17 protein-coding genes and 1 pseudogene are annotated in these 18,208 nt (G+C 71.5%); 14 read left to right on the forward strand and 4 right to left on the reverse strand.

Annotated features, from left to right (window positions below; all coding sequences use genetic code 11):
* From MJ604_RS23700 to MJ604_RS03330, 13 genes and pseudogenes are all read left to right on the forward strand, one after another.
* Positions 1 to 450: pseudogene (locus MJ604_RS23700) on the forward strand (hypothetical protein); the annotation flags it as partial.
* A gap of 85 nt (positions 451 to 535) precedes the next feature.
* Positions 536 to 1,798 carry a CpaF family protein gene (locus MJ604_RS03275; protein WP_243056864.1) on the forward strand — a complete coding sequence of 421 codons (1,263 nt, stop codon included), beginning with the start codon at positions 536 to 538 and terminating at the stop codon, positions 1,796 to 1,798.
* Complete coding sequence (locus MJ604_RS03280; protein ID WP_243056865.1) at positions 1,798 to 2,652, forward strand: type II secretion system F family protein; 855 nt, start codon at positions 1,798 to 1,800, stop codon at positions 2,650 to 2,652. Before MJ604_RS03275 ends, MJ604_RS03280 begins: the two co-directional genes overlap by 1 nt.
* 5 nt (positions 2,653 to 2,657) lie before the next feature.
* Positions 2,658 to 3,566: a type II secretion system F family protein gene (locus MJ604_RS03285; RefSeq protein WP_243057375.1), complete on the forward strand. Its 909-nt coding sequence runs from the start codon at positions 2,658 to 2,660 to the stop codon at positions 3,564 to 3,566.
* 17 nt (positions 3,567 to 3,583) lie between these two features.
* On the forward strand, positions 3,584 to 3,769 hold the full coding sequence (locus MJ604_RS03290; RefSeq protein WP_243056866.1) for a hypothetical protein: 186 nt from the start codon (positions 3,584 to 3,586) through the stop codon (positions 3,767 to 3,769).
* Positions 3,769 to 4,155 carry a TadE family protein gene (locus MJ604_RS03295; protein ID WP_243056867.1) on the forward strand — a complete coding sequence of 129 codons (387 nt, stop codon included), beginning with the start codon at positions 3,769 to 3,771 and terminating at the stop codon, positions 4,153 to 4,155. The genes MJ604_RS03290 and MJ604_RS03295 overlap by 1 nt, the downstream gene beginning before the upstream one ends.
* Positions 4,152 to 4,619: a hypothetical protein gene (locus MJ604_RS03300; protein WP_243056868.1), complete on the forward strand. Its 468-nt coding sequence runs from the start codon at positions 4,152 to 4,154 to the stop codon at positions 4,617 to 4,619. The genes MJ604_RS03295 and MJ604_RS03300 overlap by 4 nt, the downstream gene beginning before the upstream one ends.
* Positions 4,606 to 5,049 (forward strand): TadE/TadG family type IV pilus assembly protein, encoded by a 444-nt coding sequence (locus MJ604_RS03305; RefSeq protein WP_243056869.1) that lies wholly within the window; start codon positions 4,606 to 4,608, stop codon positions 5,047 to 5,049. The genes MJ604_RS03300 and MJ604_RS03305 overlap by 14 nt, the downstream gene beginning before the upstream one ends.
* A 63-nt stretch (positions 5,050 to 5,112) precedes the next feature.
* Positions 5,113 to 6,762, forward strand: a complete 1,650-nt coding sequence (locus MJ604_RS03310; RefSeq protein ID WP_243056870.1) for a methylmalonyl-CoA mutase family protein — start codon at positions 5,113 to 5,115, stop codon at positions 6,760 to 6,762.
* Positions 6,759 to 8,861: a methylmalonyl-CoA mutase gene (gene scpA / locus MJ604_RS03315; RefSeq protein WP_243056871.1), complete on the forward strand. Its 2,103-nt coding sequence runs from the start codon at positions 6,759 to 6,761 to the stop codon at positions 8,859 to 8,861. The genes MJ604_RS03310 and scpA overlap by 4 nt, the downstream gene beginning before the upstream one ends.
* Positions 8,854 to 9,822, forward strand: a complete 969-nt coding sequence (gene meaB, locus MJ604_RS03320) for a methylmalonyl Co-A mutase-associated GTPase MeaB (RefSeq protein ID WP_243056872.1) — start codon at positions 8,854 to 8,856, stop codon at positions 9,820 to 9,822. Before scpA ends, meaB begins: the two co-directional genes overlap by 8 nt.
* 106 nt (positions 9,823 to 9,928) lie before the next feature.
* Positions 9,929 to 11,017, forward strand: coding sequence for a ScyD/ScyE family protein (locus MJ604_RS03325; protein ID WP_243056873.1), 1,089 nt, complete (start codon positions 9,929 to 9,931; stop codon positions 11,015 to 11,017).
* Between the two features lie 68 nt (positions 11,018 to 11,085).
* A complete protein-coding gene (locus tag MJ604_RS03330; RefSeq protein ID WP_243056874.1) occupies positions 11,086 to 12,270 on the forward strand; it encodes an amidohydrolase in 1,185 nt (394 codons plus the stop codon).
* Between the two features lie 102 nt (positions 12,271 to 12,372).
* On the opposite strand, the gene MJ604_RS03335 is transcribed toward MJ604_RS03330, so the two are convergent.
* The 4 genes from MJ604_RS03335 to MJ604_RS03350 all read right to left on the reverse strand — a co-directional run bounded on the left by MJ604_RS03335 (position 12,373) and on the right by MJ604_RS03350 (position 17,627).
* Positions 12,373 to 13,662, reverse strand: a complete 1,290-nt coding sequence (locus MJ604_RS03335) for an ABC transporter permease (RefSeq protein ID WP_243056875.1) — start codon at positions 13,660 to 13,662, stop codon at positions 12,373 to 12,375.
* The gene (locus MJ604_RS03340; protein ID WP_243056876.1) at positions 13,659 to 14,894 is read right to left on the reverse strand and encodes an ABC transporter permease; all 1,236 of its coding nucleotides are present in this window, start codon (positions 14,892 to 14,894) and stop codon (positions 13,659 to 13,661) included. Before MJ604_RS03340 ends, MJ604_RS03335 begins: the two co-directional genes overlap by 4 nt.
* Positions 14,891 to 16,405: an ABC transporter ATP-binding protein gene (locus MJ604_RS03345; protein WP_243056877.1), complete on the reverse strand. Its 1,515-nt coding sequence runs from the start codon at positions 16,403 to 16,405 to the stop codon at positions 14,891 to 14,893. Before MJ604_RS03345 ends, MJ604_RS03340 begins: the two co-directional genes overlap by 4 nt.
* A gap of 100 nt (positions 16,406 to 16,505) precedes the next feature.
* Positions 16,506 to 17,627: a BMP family protein gene (locus tag MJ604_RS03350; protein WP_243056878.1), complete on the reverse strand. Its 1,122-nt coding sequence runs from the start codon at positions 17,625 to 17,627 to the stop codon at positions 16,506 to 16,508.
* A 173-nt stretch (positions 17,628 to 17,800) separates the two neighbouring features.
* Here MJ604_RS03350 and MJ604_RS03355 point away from each other — a divergent pair, with 173 nt between their 5' ends.
* Complete coding sequence (locus MJ604_RS03355; RefSeq protein ID WP_243056879.1) at positions 17,801 to 18,199, forward strand: cytidine deaminase; 399 nt, start codon at positions 17,801 to 17,803, stop codon at positions 18,197 to 18,199.
* Positions 18,200 to 18,208: the final 9 nt, after the last annotated feature.

Consider the following 18,208-nt stretch of genomic DNA (forward strand, 5'->3'; position numbering starts at 1 on the left):
GGCGGCCTCGGCGGCGGCCTGCTCGCCTCCGGCCTCGCCGCGGGCGGCATCCGCCCCGGCGCCGTCACCCCGGTCGTCGCCTCGCCCGGCACCGCTGCGAGCGGCGTGCGCGGCATCGGCGCCACGGGCCGCACCGGTGTCTCCGGTGCCCTCGGCGGCAAACCCGGCGGCTCGGCCGTCAGCCCCGGTGGCGGCACCTCCACTGCCAACCGCGCCGCCTCGTCGCGCGCAGGCTCGTCGCGCGGGGGCGGCTCCGCCGCCGGTCGCGGCGGCCGGTCCGCTGGCGCTGCCGGAGGCGGCGGACGGTCTGCTGGTGGTGCCGGAGGCGGCACGGCCGCGGGTCGCGCGGGCAACCGCAAGGACGACGACAAGCGCCGCAAGCGCGACCTCTTCGACGCCAGCGAGGACTGGGTCGACGACGAGGACGCCGCTCCCAGCGTGCTCGACTGACCTTCTCCACAGGGCAGTCCCGTGCGGTTTGAAGCCGTGATCCGGCCGGAAGACTGACGTCACCGTTTCCATCTCGGGGGATCCGATGTCACTGACCCAACGGCGTACGGCGAACGCGCACGACGAGCTCGTCGAGGAGCTCGACCAGCACGTGCGCGAGCTGGTGCGGCAGGAGGCGGTCGACCCGCAGCGAGACGCCGCTCTGGTGCGCCGCATCGCCGAGCACGTCGTCCGCGACCACGACGACCGCAGCCTGACCGGTGCGGTCGCGCCGGTTCCCGACGTGGACTCGATGGTCGGCGAGCTGGTCGCGCGGGTGTCCGGGTTCGGTCCGCTGCAGCAGTTCCTCGACGACCCGGCCGTCGAGGAGATCTGGATCAACGACCCGAGCCGGGTCTTCGTCGCCCGGCACGGCCGTCACGAGCTCACGAACCTGGTGCTCACCAGCGCGCAGGTGCAGGAGCTGGTCGAGCGGATGCTGAAGTCGAGCGGTCGCAGGATCGACCTCAGCCGGCCGTTCGTCGACGCGATGCTGCCCGAGGGGCACCGGCTGCACGTCGTGCTCGAGGGCATCAGCCGCGGCTTCTCGGCGGTGAACATCCGCAAGTTCGTGCTGCGCGCGGCACGACTCCCCGACCTGGTCGAGCTCGGCAGCCTGACGCCGTCCGCCGCCGCCTTCCTCGAGGCCTCGGTCCGCGCCGGCCTCAACATCCTGGTCGCCGGCGGGACCCAGGCAGGCAAGACCACGATGCTCAACTGCCTGGCGGCCGCGATCCCCGGCGGTGAGCGGGTCGTGTCGGCCGAGGAGGTCTTCGAGCTGCGCTTCCCGCACCCGGACTGGGTGCCGCTGCAGACCCGGCAGGCCGGGCTCGAGGGGACCGGCGAGATCCGCCTCCGCGAGCTCGTGAAGGAGAGCCTGCGGATGCGGCCCAGCCGGATCATCGTGGGCGAGGTCCGCGCCGAGGAGTGCCTCGACCTGCTGCTCGCCCTGAACGCCGGCTTGCCCGGCATGTGCACGATCCACGCCAACTCCGCGCGCGAGGCCGTGGTGAAGATGTGCACGCTGCCGCTGCTGGCCGGCGAGAACATCTCCGCCCGGTTCGTCGTCCCCACCGTCGCGGCGAGCGTCGACCTCGTCGTCCACCTCGGCGTCGACGAGCACGGCGTCCGCCGGGTCAACGAGGTCGTGGGCGTCCCGGGCCGTGTCGAGAGCGACGTGATCGAGACCGAGCCGGTCTTCGAGCGCCGCGGCGGCGGGCTGCGCGCGACCGGCGGCCGGCCGCCGCACCCCGAGCGCTACGAGCGCGTGGGCCTCGACGTCCACCGGATCCTGGCCCAGGAACGCTGATGGGCGCGCTCGTCGGGTTGGGCGTCGGCGTCGGGCTGATGCTCATCTGGAGCGCGTTCTTCCTGCCTCGCAGATCACCGGCGGAGCGCCGTACGGCGGGCCGCGCGACCCGGCTGCTGGCCCGGGCCGGGCTCGGGCAGGTGTCCGTGACCGGCTTCGTGATCCTGTGCGTGGTCTGCGGCCTGGTCGCGGGGCTCGCGCTGCAGGTCGTCTCGGGCACCCCGCCGGTCGCGATCGCGTTCGGCCTGATGGGCGCCTGGCTCCCGGTGGCGGTGGTGTCCGGCCGCGCCCGCCGTCGGCAGCGCGAGCTCGCCGAGGTCTGGCCGGAGGCGGTCGACAACCTCACGTCCGCCGTACGCGCCGGGATGTCGCTGCCGGACGCGCTGTCCGCGCTCGGCACGCGCGGGCCCGAGCCGTTGCGCGACGCGTTCGACCGGTTCGCGCTCGACTACCAGGTGACCGGACGGTTCGGGGAGAGTCTCGACCGGCTCAAGGACCGGCTCGCCGACCCGGTCGGCGACCGGGTGATCGAGGGGCTGCGGATCGCGCGCGAGGTCGGCGGGGGCGAGCTCGGGCGGCTGCTGCGCAACCTCTCGGCGTACCTCCGCGACGACGCGCGCACCCGCTCCGAGCTCGAGGCCCGCCAGGCCTGGACGGTCAACGGCGCTCGTCTCGCCGTCGCCTCGCCGTGGCTGGTGCTGCTGTTCATGTCGTTCCAGTCCGACGTCATCCAGCGCTACGCCTCGGGCGCCGGCGTCGTCGTGCTCACCGTCGGTGCGGTCGCGTGCGTGGCGGCGTACCGGCTGATGATGCGGATCGGACGCCTGCCCACCGAGCGGCGGATCCTGTCGTGACGCCGATGCTGTGGGGAGCCACTCTCGGCGCGGTCCTCGCGGCCGGGCTGCTGCTCGTCGCGACCCGCGTGCGCGCGATGCGGCGTCCGCAGCTCGCGGTGCGGGTGCTGCCGTACGTGCGCGACCTGCCCCAGGTCGGCACCAACCCCGCGCTGCGTGCCGCGTCGGCGTCGCCGCGGTCCCTGCTGCGGATGGCGGGCGACACCGTCGAGCGCGTGCTCGGTGGCGCGACGTCGGTACGCCGCCGGCTGGAGCGCGCCGACATCGACAAGACCGTGCAGGAGTTCCGGGTCGAGCAGGTGCTCTGGGGAGTCGTCGGGTTCGCCGTGGCCGCGGCGGTCGGCGTGCTGCGGATGATCGGCGGCTCGGGCTCCGTGGCGGGCTCCCTGATGCTGTGCGCGATCGCGTTCGTGGTCGGCGTGCTGCTCCGCGACTCGCACCTCACCAGCCAGGTCCGCGCCCGCGAGCGGCGCATCCTGGCGGAGTTCCCGACCGTCGCCGAGCTGCTGGCGCTGGCGGTCGCCGCGGGGGAGAGCCCGGTCCTCGCGCTCGACCGCGTCGTACGACGCAGCGGCGGCGAGCTGTCGGTCGACCTGGCGCGCGTGCTCGCCGACATCCGCACCGGCGAACCGGTCGGCGCCGCCTTCGACCGCCTCGCCGCGGCGACCGGCCTGCCGCTGGTCGCGCGGTTCGCCCAAGGCGTCGCGATCGCGGTCGAGCGAGGAACCCCACTCGCCGACGTACTGCACGCCCAGGCGGCCGACGTCCGCGAGGCCAGCCGCCGCGAGCTCATCGAGACGGCCGCCCGCAAGGAGGTCTTCATGATGGTGCCGGTCGTGTTCCTCGTACTCCCGATCACCGTCCTGTTCGCGTTCTGGCCCGGCGTGGTCGGTCTCAGCCTGACGACTCCCTAGGAGGAGCAATGGAACACATGTCGACGACCCTGACGAGGCTCTACCTCGCCCTGACCGCGCCCCGGCCGCGCGACGAGCGAGGTGACGTGCCTGGCTGGGTGATGATCACGGTGATGACGGCGGGCCTGGTCGTCGCGATCACGATGGTCGCGAAGCCGCAGCTGCAGTCGATGCTCAGCAGTGCGCTCGACCAGGTGAAGTAGTGCCCCGCCCGCGGGGCGAGCGCGGGTCCGCGGTCGTGGACTTCGTGCTGGTCCTGGTCGTGCTGGTGCCGATCTTCCTCGGCATCCTCCAGGTCGCGCTGGTGCTGCTGGTCCGCAACACCCTGGCGTCCGCCGCGTCGGAAGGCGCGCGGTACGCCGCCACCCTGGACCGCGGCCCCGGTGACGGTGAGGCGCGCACCCGCCACCAGATCGACGGCGCGATCTCGGGGCAGTACGCCGACGACGTCACCGCCCGCCCGGCGACCGTCAGCGGTGCTCCAGGCATCGAGGTCGTCGTCCACGCGACCGTCCCGGCGCTCGGCCTCTTCGGCCCGGGCGTCGAGCTGACGGTCACCGGCCGCGCGGTGGAGGAGCAGCGGCCGTGAGGAGTCGGCGGGGCGAGGAGGGGAGCGCGTTGGTCGAGCTCACCTGGCTCGGCATCCTGCTGCTGATCCCGCTGCTCTGGATCATCCTGTCGGTCTTCGAGGTGCAGCGCGGCGCGTTCGCGGTCAGCGGCGCCGCCCGCGCGGCCGGCCGGGCCTACGCGCTCGCCCCCACCGACGCCGAGGGCCGGCAGCGCGCGGAGGCAGCCGCCCGGCAGGCACTGGCCGACCAGGGCATCGACGACGCACCTCTCGACGTACGCATCACGTGCACGCCGTACCCCCACGACTGCCACAGCGGCACGTCGGTCATCACGGTCGTGATCTGCTCGCGCGTCGACCTGCCGCTGCTGCCGGCCTTCCTGGGCGGCAACGCCCCGAGCTTCGCGCTCGACTCGACGCACACGGTGCCGATCGGTCAGTTTCAAGAAGTGCAGAGCCAGGAGGTCGACCGTGCGGCGCCGTGACGAGGGCGGCCAGGCGACGGTGATGATCGTCGGCTTCGCGTTCGTGCTCCTGATGGCGATCGCCATGGTCGTCGACGCCTCGGCCGCCTACCTGCAGCGCCAGGGCCTCGACACCGTCGCCGACGGCGCCGCGCTGCGTGGCGCCGACCTCGGCGCCACCGGCCGCGAGGTCTACACCGGCGGCGTCCCCGAGGGCCGCCTCGACCTCACCTCCGGCGCCGTCCGTGCCGCGGTGCACGAGTACCTCGTCTCGTCCGGTGCGTACGCCGAGTACCCCGGCCTCTCCTTCGACGTCTCGGTCGACCGCGCCTCGTCGAGCGTGACCGTGCGGGTGCGCGCGCCGCTCGACCTCCCGCTCACCGTCCCCGGCTCGCCGGAGGTCGCGACGATCGGCGCTAGCGGATCCGCAGTCGTCGTCGCTGAGCGATGAAGGCATCGTTGAGAAGGTCACACTCAGTGGCCCCGGGCGGGGTACCTCCCTATCGTGCGCTCTATGACTGACCACGCCGGGCTGGAAGAGCCCGCGGAGCTGGAGCCTGCGCAGGGCTCGCTCGACCTGGCGTCCCCCGGGGACACCTGGACCTCCGCCGACTGGGAGTCGCAGGCGGCCGCGGTGCTGCGCAAGGCGCGGCGGATGACCGACGAGGACCCGGACGACCTGGTCTGGAAGAAGCTCACGCGGACGACGCTCGACGGCATCGCCGTCACGCCGCTCGGGACCGCCGCGCTGCTGGACGGTCTCGAGACCTCCGGTCGTCCCACGCGCTCGGGCGACTGGGACATCCGGGCGCAGGTCACGACCAACGAGGAGGCGCTGACCGACCTCGACGGGGGCGTCACCTCGCTCTGGCTCCGCGGCGACGCGGACCTCGCCGGGCTGCTCGAGGGCGTGCTCCTCGACCTGGCGCCGGTCGTGCTCGACGGGCAGGACCCCGCGGCCTTCCTCGCGTACGCCGAGGGCCGCGAGCTGCACCCCGAGACCAACCTCGGCGTCCCGGCGGCCGCCGCGACCGCCGACCTCGCCCAGCAGGCGAAGGAGCGGGGAGTCCGCGCGTTCGTCGTCGACGCGAGTGCGATCCACGACCAGGGCAGCAGCGACGTCCAGGAGCTCGCCTGGTCGATGGCCGCGGGCGCGGCGTACCTCCGCACCCTCACCCAGGCCGGCGTCAGCGTCGACGACGCCGCCGCCCTGGTGGAGTTCCGCTACGCCGCGACCGACGAGCAGTTCGCCACGATCGCCAAGCTGCGCGCGGCTCGCCGGCTCTGGACCCGGGTGCTCGAGCTGTCGGGGGTCGCGACGGGCTCGACCACCGGGGCGATGAAGCTGCACGCGGTCACCAGCCGGCCGATGATGACGAAGTACGACCCGTGGGTGAACATGCTGCGCACCACGGTCGCGGCGTTCGCCGCCGGCGTCGGGGGAGCCGACAGCGTCACCGTGCTGCCGTTCGACAGCCCGCTCGGCCGCCCCGACGGCTTCGGGCGCCGGATCGCGCGCAACACCAGCCACCTGCTCATCGACGAGGCACACGTCGCCCACGTGGCCGACCCGGCCGGTGGCTCGTACGCCGTCGAGAAGCTCACCGACGACCTGGCCCGCGCGGCCTGGGTGACGTTCGGCCGCCTCGACGACGCGCCCGATCCTGGGGCAGCCCTCGCCGCCGAGATCGCCGAGACCGTCGCCAAGCGCGAGGCCGAGATCGCCACCCGCAAGCGGCCGATCACCGGCCTCACCGAGTTCCCGAACCTCGGCGAGACGCTGCCCGACCGCGAGGGTGAGCCGGACCCGGTACGCCGCTACGGCGCCAGCTTCGAGGCGCTGCGCGACACGCCTCCTGCCACCCCGGTCCACCTCGCCACGATCGGCACGGTCGCGCAGCACACCGCCCGCGCGACGTTCGCGACCAACCTGCTCGCGGCCGGCGGCATCGCCGTGACCACGGAGCCCGGCCGCGTCGCCTGCGTGGCCGGCACCGATGCCGCATACGACGAGCAGGGCGCCGAGGTCGCCGCCGAGCTGCGCGCGAACGGCGCCGAGTGGGTCATCGTCGCGGGCAAGCCGCGCGACTGGGCCGACGACAGCTGCGCCATGGGCGTGGACGCCCTCGACTTCCTGACCCGCACGAGGGAGAAGCTCGCATGACCGTCCCGAAGAGCTTCAGCGCCGAGCCGTGGATGTCCCCGGAGGGCATCGAGATCAAGCCGTCGTACGGCCCCGAGGACATCGCCGGCCTCGACGCGCTCGACACGCTGCCCGGCCTGAGCCCGTTCCTGCGCGGGCCCTATCCGACGATGTACACGACCCAGCCGTGGACGATCCGGCAGTACGCCGGCTTCTCCACCGCCGAGGAGTCCAACGCGTTCTACCGCCGCAACCTCGCCGCCGGCCAGAAGGGCCTCAGCGTCGCGTTCGACCTGGCGACGCACCGCGGCTACGACTCCGACCACCCGCGGGTGCGCGGCGACGTCGGCATGGCGGGCGTGGCGATCGACTCGATCTACGACGCGCGCCAGCTGTTCGACGGCATCCCGCTCGACCAGATGTCGGTGTCGATGACGATGAACGGCGCCGTGCTGCCCGTGCTCGCGCTCTACATCGCGGCGGCCGAGGAGCAGGGGGTGAAGCCGGAGCAGCTCGCGGGGACCATCCAGAACGACATCCTCAAGGAGTTCATGGTCCGCAACACCTACATCTACCCGCCGGCGCCGAGCATGCGGATCATCTCCGACATCTTCAGCTACACCGCCGAGAAGATGCCGCGCTTCAACTCGATCTCCATCTCCGGCTACCACATCCAGGAGGCCGGTGCGACGGCCGACCTGGAGCTGGCGTACACGCTCGCCGACGGCGTCGAGTACATCCGCGCGGGCCTCGCGACCGGCATGACCATCGACCAGTTCGCGCCGCGGCTGTCGTTCTTCTGGGCGATCGGCATGAACTTCTTCATGGAGGTCGCGAAGATGCGCGCGGCCCGGGCGCTGTGGGCGCGGCTGGTGCGCCAGTTCGACCCGCAGAACCCGAAGTCGCTCAGCCTGCGCACCCACTCGCAGACCAGCGGCTGGTCGCTCACCGCGCAGGACGTGTTCAACAACGTCGGCCGCACCTGCATCGAGGCGATGGCCTCGACGCAGGGCCACACCCAGAGCCTGCACACCAACGCCCTCGACGAGGCGATCGCGCTGCCGACCGACTTCTCGGCCCGGATCGCGCGCAACACCCAGCTGCTGCTGCAGCAGGAGAGCGGTACGACGGGCACGATCGACCCCTGGGCCGGCAGCTACTACGTCGAGCGCCTGACCCACGATCTCGCCGAGCGCGCCTGGGCGCACATCCTCGAGGCCGAGCGGGCCGGCGGCATGGCGGCCGCCATCGAGCAGGGCATCCCGAAGCTCCGCATCGAGGAGGCCGCCGCGCGCACCCAGGCCCGGATCGACTCCGGCGCCCAGAAGGTGATCGGCGTCAACACCTACCGGCTCGCGGCCGAGGACAAGCTCGACGTGCTCAAGGTCGACAACGACGACGTCTACCGCCAGCAGCTCGCCAAGCTCGAGCGGCTGCGCGCCGAGCGCAACGACGACGACGTACGACACTCGCTCGAGGCGCTGACCAACGCGGCCGAGCGCAACGACGGCAACCTGCTGGCGCTGTCGGTCGACGCGGCCCGCAACAAGGCGACCGTCGGGGAGATCTCCGACGCGCTGGAGAAGGTGTACGGGCGGCACCAGGCCGTGATCCGTACGATCAGCGGCGTGTTCCGTGACGAGTCGACCGAGTCCGGCAGCACCGTCGTGCAGCAGGTCCTCGCCGCGACCGACGAGTTCGAGGAGGCCGAGGGACGGCGCCCGCGCATCCTGGTCGCGAAGATGGGCCAGGACGGCCACGACCGCGGCCAGAAGGTCGTGGTGAGCGCGTTCGCCGACATGGGCTTCGACGTCGACGTGGGGCCGCTGTTCTCCACGCCCGAGGAGGTCGCCCAGCAGGCGATCGACGCGGACGTGCACATCGTGGGCGTCTCGTCGCTCGCGGCCGGTCACCTCACGCTGCTGCCCGCGCTGAAGAACGCGCTGGCCGAGCAGGGCCGTGCGGACATCATGGTCGTGATCGGCGGGGTCATCCCGCCCGACGACGTGCCCACGCTGACGGAGATGGGCGCGGCCGCGGTGTTCCTGCCGGGCACGGTCATCGCCGAGTCCGCCCTCGACCTGCTGGCCCGGCTGCGCGAGCAGCTGGGACATGCCTGACGTAGCGGCCCTCCTCGAGGGCATCCGCGCCGGGAACCGCGCTGCGGTCTCGCAGGCGATCACCCTGGTCGAGTCGACCAGCCCGCGGCATCGCCAGCAGGCACGGGAGCTGCTCACCGAGCTGCCCCCGGCCACGGCATCGACGCGGGTCGGCATCTCCGGCGTGCCAGGCGTCGGGAAGTCGACGTTCATCGAGGCGCTCGGCTCCCGGCTGACCGCGGCCGGTCACCGGGTCGGCGTGCTCGCGGTCGACCCGTCGAGCGTGCGGACCGGCGGCTCGGTCCTCGGCGACAAGACCCGGATGGCGCGCCTGGCCACCGACCCGCACGCCTACATCCGCCCCTCGCCGAGCGCCGGCACCCTCGGCGGCGTCGCCCGCGCGACCGTGCAGGCGATGGCGGTCCTCGAGGCGGCGGCGTACGACGTCGTGCTGGTCGAGACGGTCGGCGTCGGCCAGTCCGAGGTGACCGTCGCGGGCATGGTCGACACCTTCCTGTTCCTCACGCTGGCGCGCACCGGCGACCAGCTGCAGGGCATCAAGAAGGGCATCCTCGAGATCGCCGACGTGATCGCGGTGAACAAGGCCGACGGGGACCGTCAGCAGGAGGCCCGCGCGGCCGCGCGGGACCTGGCCGGCGCGCTGCGGCTGGTACGCGGCAAGCAGGAGTGGGCGCCGCCGGTGGTCACCTGCTCCGCGCTCGAGGGCACCGGCGTCGACGACGTGTGGGACCGGATCGGCGAGCACCGCGCGCACCTCGGCGCCGACGGCGTCGCCGACAAGCGCGCCCGCCAGCAGCTCGACTTCACCTGGGCGCTGGTGCGCGACGAGCTCGACCAGCGACTGCGGCACTCCGAGGGCGTCAAGGCGATCCGCGCCGAGCTGCGCGACGCGGTGCTCTCCGGCGAGCTGCCCGCGACCCTGGCGGCCGACCGGATCATCGCGGCGTACGACCAGCGCTGACGGGTGAGTGGTCTAGGCGTCCCAACGGTTCGGGACACCGATCCCATGCGGCCGGGACACCGGGACGAGCACACTGACGCACATCGATTCCAGCAACGGAGGAAACATGCGTCGCACCCCACTCATCCCCGTGGCCGCAGCCGCCTTGGCGCTGCTGTCCACGTCGTTCGCACCCGCCGCGCACGCAGCCGAGCCCGAGGTCGTCGTCGACGGCCTGGTCAGCGTGCTGAGCACCGCAGTCGCCGCTGACGGCACCGTCTACGCCTCGCAGAACTTCATGTCCACGATCACGAAGGTCGCTCCCGGAGGGGAGACGACGGACATCTACGCCGACGAGGGTCAGCGCGAGGTCGGTGCTCTCTCCGTCGCGGGCGACGTCCTCACCTTCGCGACGACCCAGCAGGAGGGCCAGCCGGCGGATGCGCGTATCTACACGCTCACCCCCGACGGTGAGGGTCTTGCGCAGGACGAGATCGCCAACACCTGGGCCTTCGAGAAGGCGAAGAACCCCGACGGCAAGACGAAGTACGGCGTCTTCGGCCTCTCGAAGTCGTGCAAGAAGCAGATGCCGAAGCCGATGCGCAAGTTCGTGCTCCCGCACGGCGGGATCAAGGAGTCGCACCCCTACGCCACCGCGACCAGCGGCGACACGACGTACGTCGCCGACGCCGCGGCGAACGCGATCTTCGCGATCGACGAGTCCGGCATCAGCACCCTCGCCGTGCTTCCGCCCGTGAAGGTCAAGGTGAACAAGACCCTCCGCAAGGGCCTGGGCCTGCCCAAGTGCGCCGACGGCAAGACCTACAAGGGCGAGGCGGTCCCGACCGATGTCGAGGTCGGCCCCGACGGCAACCTGTACGTCACCACCCTCGGCGGTGCCGCGGGCGAGGCGATGCCGGTCGGCGCGCTCTACCGCGTGACGACTGCCGGCGCGGTGACGGAGATGGCGCCCGGGCTGATGAGCCCGGTCGGCGTCGCGTTCGACGGCACCACGGCGCTCATCTCGATGCTGTTCCCCGGCATCGTGCTGGCGGCGCCGCTCGGCGGGGAGCCGACGACGTTCGCCGAGCTGCCGTTCCCGGGTGACGTCGAGGTCGCGGGCGACTCCGTCTACGTGACCCGCACGGGTCTGACCGACCCGCCGGAGGGCCCCGCCACGGGTGCGGTGCTGAAGTACCCCACCCCGATGGGCTGACCGTTCGAGCACGAAGCGGGCCCCGGCCGGAAGGCCGGGGCCCGCTGTCATGAACTAACCTCGGAGTGATGTCCGACTCCGCGCCAGTCCCGCACGAGACGCTGATCGACGCCGTCATCGACGAGCACACCGATGAGCTGATCGACCTGCGCCGCGACCTGCACGCCCACCCGGAGCTGTCCTGGCGCGAGCTGCGCACCACCGCGCTCGTCTCCGCCCGGGTCCAGCGCGCCGGGTGGCGCGTCACCGAGCTGTCCCGCACCGGTCTGGTCGCCGACCTGGGCGAGCAGGGCCCGATCGTGGCCCTGCGGGCCGACCTGGACGCGCTGCCGGTGCCCGACCTGACCTCCGACCCCTGGGCCAGCACGGTCGAGGGCGTCACGCACGCCTGCGGCCACGACGTGCACACCACGGCGCTGGTGGGCGCGGCGATAGCGCTGGGCCGGGTCCACCAGGCCGGGTTGCTGCCGGGACGGGTCCGGCTGCTGTTCCAGCCCGCCGAGGAGGTCATGCCGGGAGGAGCCCTCTCGCTGATGGACCTCGGCGCGCTCGACGACGTCGAGCGGATCTTCGGCCTGCACTGCGACCCCACCCTGGACGTCGGCAGCGTCGGCCTGCGCGAGGGCCCGATCACCGGCGCCGCGGACCACCTCGACGTCACCCTCACCGGCTCCGGCGGCCACACCTCGCGCCCACACCTGACCGAGGACCTGACCTACGCCCTGGCGAAGGTCGTCACCGAGCTGCCGTCCATCCTGTCGCGCCGCCTCGACCCCCGCTCCGGCGTCAGCGTCGTGTGGGGGCTGGTCCGGGCGGGCTCGGCGCACAACGTGATCCCGGCGACCGGCCGGATCGGCGGCACCGTGCGGATGCTCGACGCCGTCGCGTGGTCCGAGGCCGAGAAGCTCGTGCCGCTGCTGGTCGAGGAGATCGTGGCGCCGTACGGCGTGCACGCGCAGGTCGACTACCAGCGCGGCGTACCTCCCGTGGTCAACGACGTCGCCTCCATCGCGCTCCTGGGGCGCGCCGTGGAGCGGGTGCTGGGGTCGGCCGGGCACGTCCCGACGCAGCAGAGCCTCGGCGGCGAGGACTTCGGGTGGTACCTCGACCGGGTCCCCGGCGCGATGGGCCGGCTCGGCACGCGCACCCCGGGCGGCCCGACGTACGACCTGCACCAGGGCAACCTGCGCGTCGACGAGCGCGCGGTCGCGGTCGGCGCACGCGTGCTCGCGTACGCCGCCCTCGAGGACTGAGTTCTCAGGTCGTACTGGTCTCGACACGCGGGTCGCGACGTCGCAGGCTCAGTCGCGCCGCTCGCTCGACCACCATCAGCCGATCCGCTGGCGCGTCTCGGGCTAGCCCTTGCGGTAGGGGATGCCGACCGACGCCGGCGCGCGGGACTTCCCGACCAGCCCGGCCACGGCGAAGATCGTGACGACGTACGGCAGCATCAGCATGAACTGGCTGGGCACCGGCGAGCCGATCACCGAGAGCACGCCCTGCAGGTTCGACGCGAAGCCGAACAGCAGCGCCGCGAGCGTCGCGCGGATCGGGTCCCACTGGCCGAAGATCACCGCTGCGAGCGCGATGTAGCCGGCACCGCCGGTCATCTCACGGTTGAACTGGGGGACCGACACGAGCGTGTAGAACGCGCCGCCCATGCCCGCGATCGCGCCGGCGAGCAGGATCGTGCGCCAGCGGGTGGCGTTGACCTTGATGCCGACGGTGTCCGCGGCCTTCGGGTGCTCGCCGACCGAGCGGACCCGCAGGCCCCACTTGGTGCGGTAGAGCGCCCAGGTCACCAGCGCGACGGTGATGTAGAGGACGTAGACGATCGCGGTCTGGCGGAAGAAGATCGGGCCGATCAGCGGGATGTCACCGAGCACCGGGATCGGGATCTTCTCGAAGCGCGGCGGGTGGTTGAGGTCCGCGGCGTTCGGCGCCAGCACCTGGGTGAACATGAAGCTGGTCAGGCCGATCACCAGCACGTTCAGCACGACGCCGACGATGACCTGGTCGACGAAGTAGTTGATCGCGAAGAGACCGAGCAGCAGCGCGACGAGCATGCCGGCGACCATCGAGGCGCCGACGCCGGCCCACGTGCTCCCGACGATCGAGCCGACGAGCGCGGCGGCGAAGGCACCGGCGAGGAGCTGGCCGTCGATGGCGATGTTGACGACACCGGCGCGCTCACCGAGGACGCCGCCGAGGGCGCCGAAGACGAGGGGGACGGCGAGCGCCAGCGAGCCCGCGAGCAGGCCGACCACGGGGATCGTGGCGCCGGTGGCGGCCCAGGTCAGGAAGCCGATCATCCACATCAGCGCGAAGACGACCACGAGCCACATGGGCGTCCTGCGCCTCGCGAGGTACAGGCGGACCGACCAGGCGGTGCACAGCGCGCAGATCGCCACCATCAGCCACGTGGTCGCGATCGACGGGACCGTGATCTCCGGGATCTCGAAGAAGTCCGTGCCGGTCGCGAGGCGGAAGGTCGTGTCTCCGGACTCGCCGGCCAGGAGCACGAGGAGCAGCAGGCCGATCGTGAGGGCGCCGAACAGGACGGGCGCCTTCTTGTCGATGACCGTGGTGACCCCGGCGAGCGGGGTCTCGTCGAGCGGAACGCTGGCCGCGGTCGTGGTGCTCACTTCGCCTCCTGGGCGGGGAGTCGGAAGATGGCGCGGATCAGGGGTGGCGCCGCGATGAACAGCACGATCAGGGACTGCACCACCAGCACGATGTCGACGGGGATGTTCTCCGACGCCTGCATCGCGAAGCCGCCGGCCTTGAACGCGCCGAACAGCAGGCCCGCGGCGAGGATGCCGAGCGGGCGGGAGCGGCCCAGGAGCGCCACCGTGATCGCGTCGAAGCCGATGCCGGCGTCGAGGTCGACCGTGACGCCGCTGGTGACGGTGCCGAGGACCTGGTTGGCGCCTGCGAGGCCGACCAGCGCACCGGCGATCAGCATCACGACGGTGTAGGTGCGGCCGACGTTGATGCCGGACGCCTTCGCGGCGGGCGGGTTGATGCCGACCGCGCGGATCCGGAAGCCCAGCGAGGAGCGCTCCAGCAGCCACCACGTGAACGCCACCGCGACCAGCGCCAGCAGGAAGCCCAGGTGGAGGTTGAACTGGTCGCCCAGGAGCTTCGGCATGATCGCCGAGTCCTTGGCCGGCAGCGACTTCGGGTTGAAGGACCCGGGCGCCTGCAGGAGGCTCTGCTTCGACAGTGCGAAGAACACGAGGTAGTACGCGACGTAGTTGAGCATGATCGTGACGATCACCTCGTGCGCGCCGGTGCGGGCCTTGAGGAGACCGGCGATGCCGGCCCACAGGGCACCTGCGGCCATGCCGACGGCGATCGCGAAGGTCAGGTGCACGAAGCCCGGCAGGTCGAACTGGTAGGCGACCCAGCCCGACGCCGCGCCGGCCATCAGCATCTGGCCGCGGCCACCGATGTTGAACATGCCGGCGCGGAACGCGAGGCCGACGCCGAGGCCGGCCGCGATCAGCGGCGCCGCGAACTTGGCGGTCTCGGTGAGCGGGCGGATCGCCTGCTCGAAGGTCTCCGCCCGGGTGTTGTAGATGGACCCGCGGAAGAGCGCGGTGTACGCACCCCAGATCGCGTCCCAGAGTGCGTTGAAGAAGTCACCGGGCGCCGCGAAGATGTAGCCCGCTGTCGATCGGACCTCCTCGTCGGTGACGGCGATCAGGATCGAGCCGAAGGCGATCGCGAGCAGCACCGACAGCACGGCCACCATGGCGCTGCTGGAGGTGATCTCCCGCAGTACGCCGTGCCAGCGGCTCGGCTGCTGCTCCTCGGGCTCCGCGCCCTCGGGCTCGCTCGGGGGACGCTCGTCGGTCCCAGCAGGGTTGCTCATGCGGTCATCCCTTCCGGACGCTCGCCGGTCATCATCAGTCCGAGTACCTCGCGGGGTGTGTCTGAGGGGACGATCCCGACCACCTGGCCGCGGTAGAGGACCATGATCCGGTCGGCCAGCGCCACGACCTCGTCCAGCTCGGTCGAGACGACCAGGACGGGTACGCCGGCGTCGCGCCCCGCGACGATCTGCTTGTGGATGAACTCGATCGAGCCCACGTCGACGCCGCGCGTCGGCTGAGCGGCGACCAGGAGCTCGAGGTCGCGTGAGAGCTCACGCGCCACGACCACCTTCTGCTGGTTGCCACCCGAGAGCTGTCCGGCCAGCGTGGTGATGCCGGGGGCGCGGACGTCGTACTCCTTGACCTTCTCGTGGGCGAAGGCGTGGAGCTTGTCGAGCTGGAGCGAGCCGCGCTTGACGAAGGGCTCGCCGTGGCTGCGGTTGAGCATGAGGTTCTCGGCGATCGTGAAGTCGCCGACCAGGCCCTCGATCTGGCGGTCCTCCGGGATGAACCCGACGCCGGACTCGAGGATGTTGCGGACCGAGCGGCCGATCAGCTCCTGCCCGTTCAGCTTGATCGAGCCGGTGACGTGGTCCTCGAGGCCGAGCAGCGCCTCGGTGAGCTCGGTCTGGCCGTTGCCCTGCACGCCGGCGACGGCGAGGATCTCGCCGGCCTTGATGGTGAAGCTGACCTGGTCGACGTGCACCCGCCCGAGGTCGTCGACCACGCGCAGGTTGTCGACGACGAGCGAGTCCGAGCCGAGCTTCGGCGGGTTCTTGTGCACGGTGAGCTCGACCGGGCGACCGACCATCAGGGCGGCGAGGTCGGCGTTGCTCGCGGTGGGGCTGGCCTCGCCGACGACCTTGCCCAGGCGGATGACCGTGATCTTGTCGGCCACCTCGCGGACCTCGCGGAGCTTGTGGGTGATGAAGACGATGGCCTTTCCGGACTCCTTGAGCTGACGCATGATCTGCATGAGCTCGTCGGTCTCCTGCGGCGTCAGGACCGCGGTGGGCTCGTCGAGGACGAGCACCTGCGCGTCGCGCGACAGGGCCTTGATGATCTCGACCCGCTGCTGCACGCCGACGGGGAGGTCCTCGACGACCGCGTCCGGGTTCACGTCGAACCCGAAGCGGGCGGAGATCTCTCGCACGCGCTCGCGGGCGGCGTCCAGGTCGAGCGAGCCGGCGAAGCCGGTCGCCTCGTTGCCGAGCATGACGTTCTCGGCGACGGTGAAGACGGGGATGAGCATGAAGTGCTGGTGCACCATGCCGATGCCGGCGGCGATGGCGTCGCCCGGGCCGGAGAAGTTGCGCACCGTGCCGTCGAGCTCGATCTCGCCCTCGTCGGCCTGGTAGAGGCCGTAGAGGACGTTCATCAGCGTCGACTTGCCGGCACCGTTCTCGCCGAGCAGGCAGTGGATCTCGCCGGGTTCGACCGTCAACGAGATCCGGTCGTTGGCGACGAGCGTCCCGAAGCGCTTCGTGATGTCACGGAGGACGAGCTTCATGTCACGGCATCCTAGTTGCGGGGGTCGGGGCAGTCCGAGCATGCCAGAGGGAGGCCGGCTCGGGGCCGACCTCCCTCTGTCAGGTGTTGCTACTTCAGGATCACGGGTTCAGGTACGACGTGACCTTGATCGAGCCGTCGATGATGCCGGCCTTGATCTCGTCCAGCTCGCCCTGGAGGTCCGGGTTGACCTTGTCCTCGAAGTTGTGGAACGGAGCGATGCCGACGCCGTCGTTCTCCAGCGTGCCGACGTACGGCGTGAAGTCGAACTCGTCGTTGCCGGCAGCCATGACGGCCTCGTAGGTCGAGACCTTCATGTTCTTCAGGATCGAGGTGAGCACGACGTCCTGCGTGTTCGGGTCGGTCTCGAAGAAGTCGGCGTCCACACCGAGCATCGCGATGTCCTTGCCGGAGTCGGCGATCGCGGTCAGCGCACCCTGGTAGATCGGGCCACCGACCGGGAGGATCACGTCGACGTCCTGGTCGAGGAGCTGGCGCGCGGTGTTGGTCGCGGTCTCGTTGGCCTCGAAGCCACCGGTGAAGGAGCCGTTCTCGCCGTCCCAGCCGACGACCTTGACGTCCTTGCCCTTCTGCTCGGCGTAGTACTCAGCGCCCTGCTTGAAGCCGTCCATGAAGATCGTGACGGTCGGGAAGGGCATGCCGCCGTAGGTGCCGACGACACCGGTCTGGGTGTAGTCCGCGGCGACGTAGCCGGCGAGGAACGCGGCCTGGGCCGTGTCGTAGAGCAGCGGCTTGATGTTCTCGACGTCGGGCTGGCCGTCGAAGGTCTGGCCGTCGTCGCCACCGTCAGCGGCGTCGTCGATCAGGACGTACTCGATGTCGGGGTTCGCGGCGGCCGACTCCTTGGTCGCGGCGGCGAGCGCGAAGCCCACGGTCACGATGGTGTCGCAGCCCTCGGCGACCAGGCTCTCGAGGTTCGGGCCGTAGTCGTTCTCGCTGTTGGACTCGACGTCCTTCATCTCGACGCCGAGCTCGTCAGCGGCCTGCTTGACGCCCTCGTAGCTGAGCTGGTTGAACGACTTGTCGTCGAAGCCGCCCGCATCGGAGACGATGCACGGCAGGAAGTCCAGGGCCTCAGCGGTGGCGCCGGAAGTGCTGTCGTCGGAGCTGTTCTCCTCCGGCTCGCTGCCGCACGCAGTCATGACGGATGCCGCGAGCAGCGCGACAAAGCCGCTGGCCGCGGCCTTCCTGAAGTTGTTCACTATTGCCTCCATAATTTCGCCCGTCTGGTACGGAGCGACAAGCGGTCACCGTACCGAATCCCGACCCGCCGTTCTGCGGTTCCAAGGGAAAGATTGTGTAACGGTTACGATGGCCGGGTGTTCGTTCCCGCGACCGGTGTGATCTACCGCAAATCCCTCGGCCGGACGCTGCGTTGACCGTCGAACCGGGTGACTGGGAGGCGCTCCGCGCCGCCGCGGTCGAGGCGGCGAGCCACGCCTACGCGCCGTACTCCCGCTACCCCGTCGGGGCGGCCGCGATCGCCGACGACGGGCGGCTGCTGCAGGGCTGCAACGTCGAGAACGCGGCGTACGGCGTCGTCCTCTGCGCGGAGTGTGGTCTGGTCAGCCAGCTGCACATCACCGGCGGTGGTCGGCTCACCCACTTCGTCTGCGTGAACGGCGAGGGCGACGTGATCATGCCGTGCGGCCGGTGCCGCCAGCTGCTGTACGAGAACGGCGGTCGCGACCTGCTGCTGATGACGGTCTCGGGGGTGCGGCCGATGTCCGAGGTGCTCCCCGACGCTTTCGGCCCTGAGGACCTCAACATCTAGGGTCGGGGC

The organism is Nocardioides sp. SR21 (assembly GCF_022761125.1).
GTDB lineage: Bacteria > Actinomycetota > Actinomycetes > Propionibacteriales > Nocardioidaceae > Nocardioides.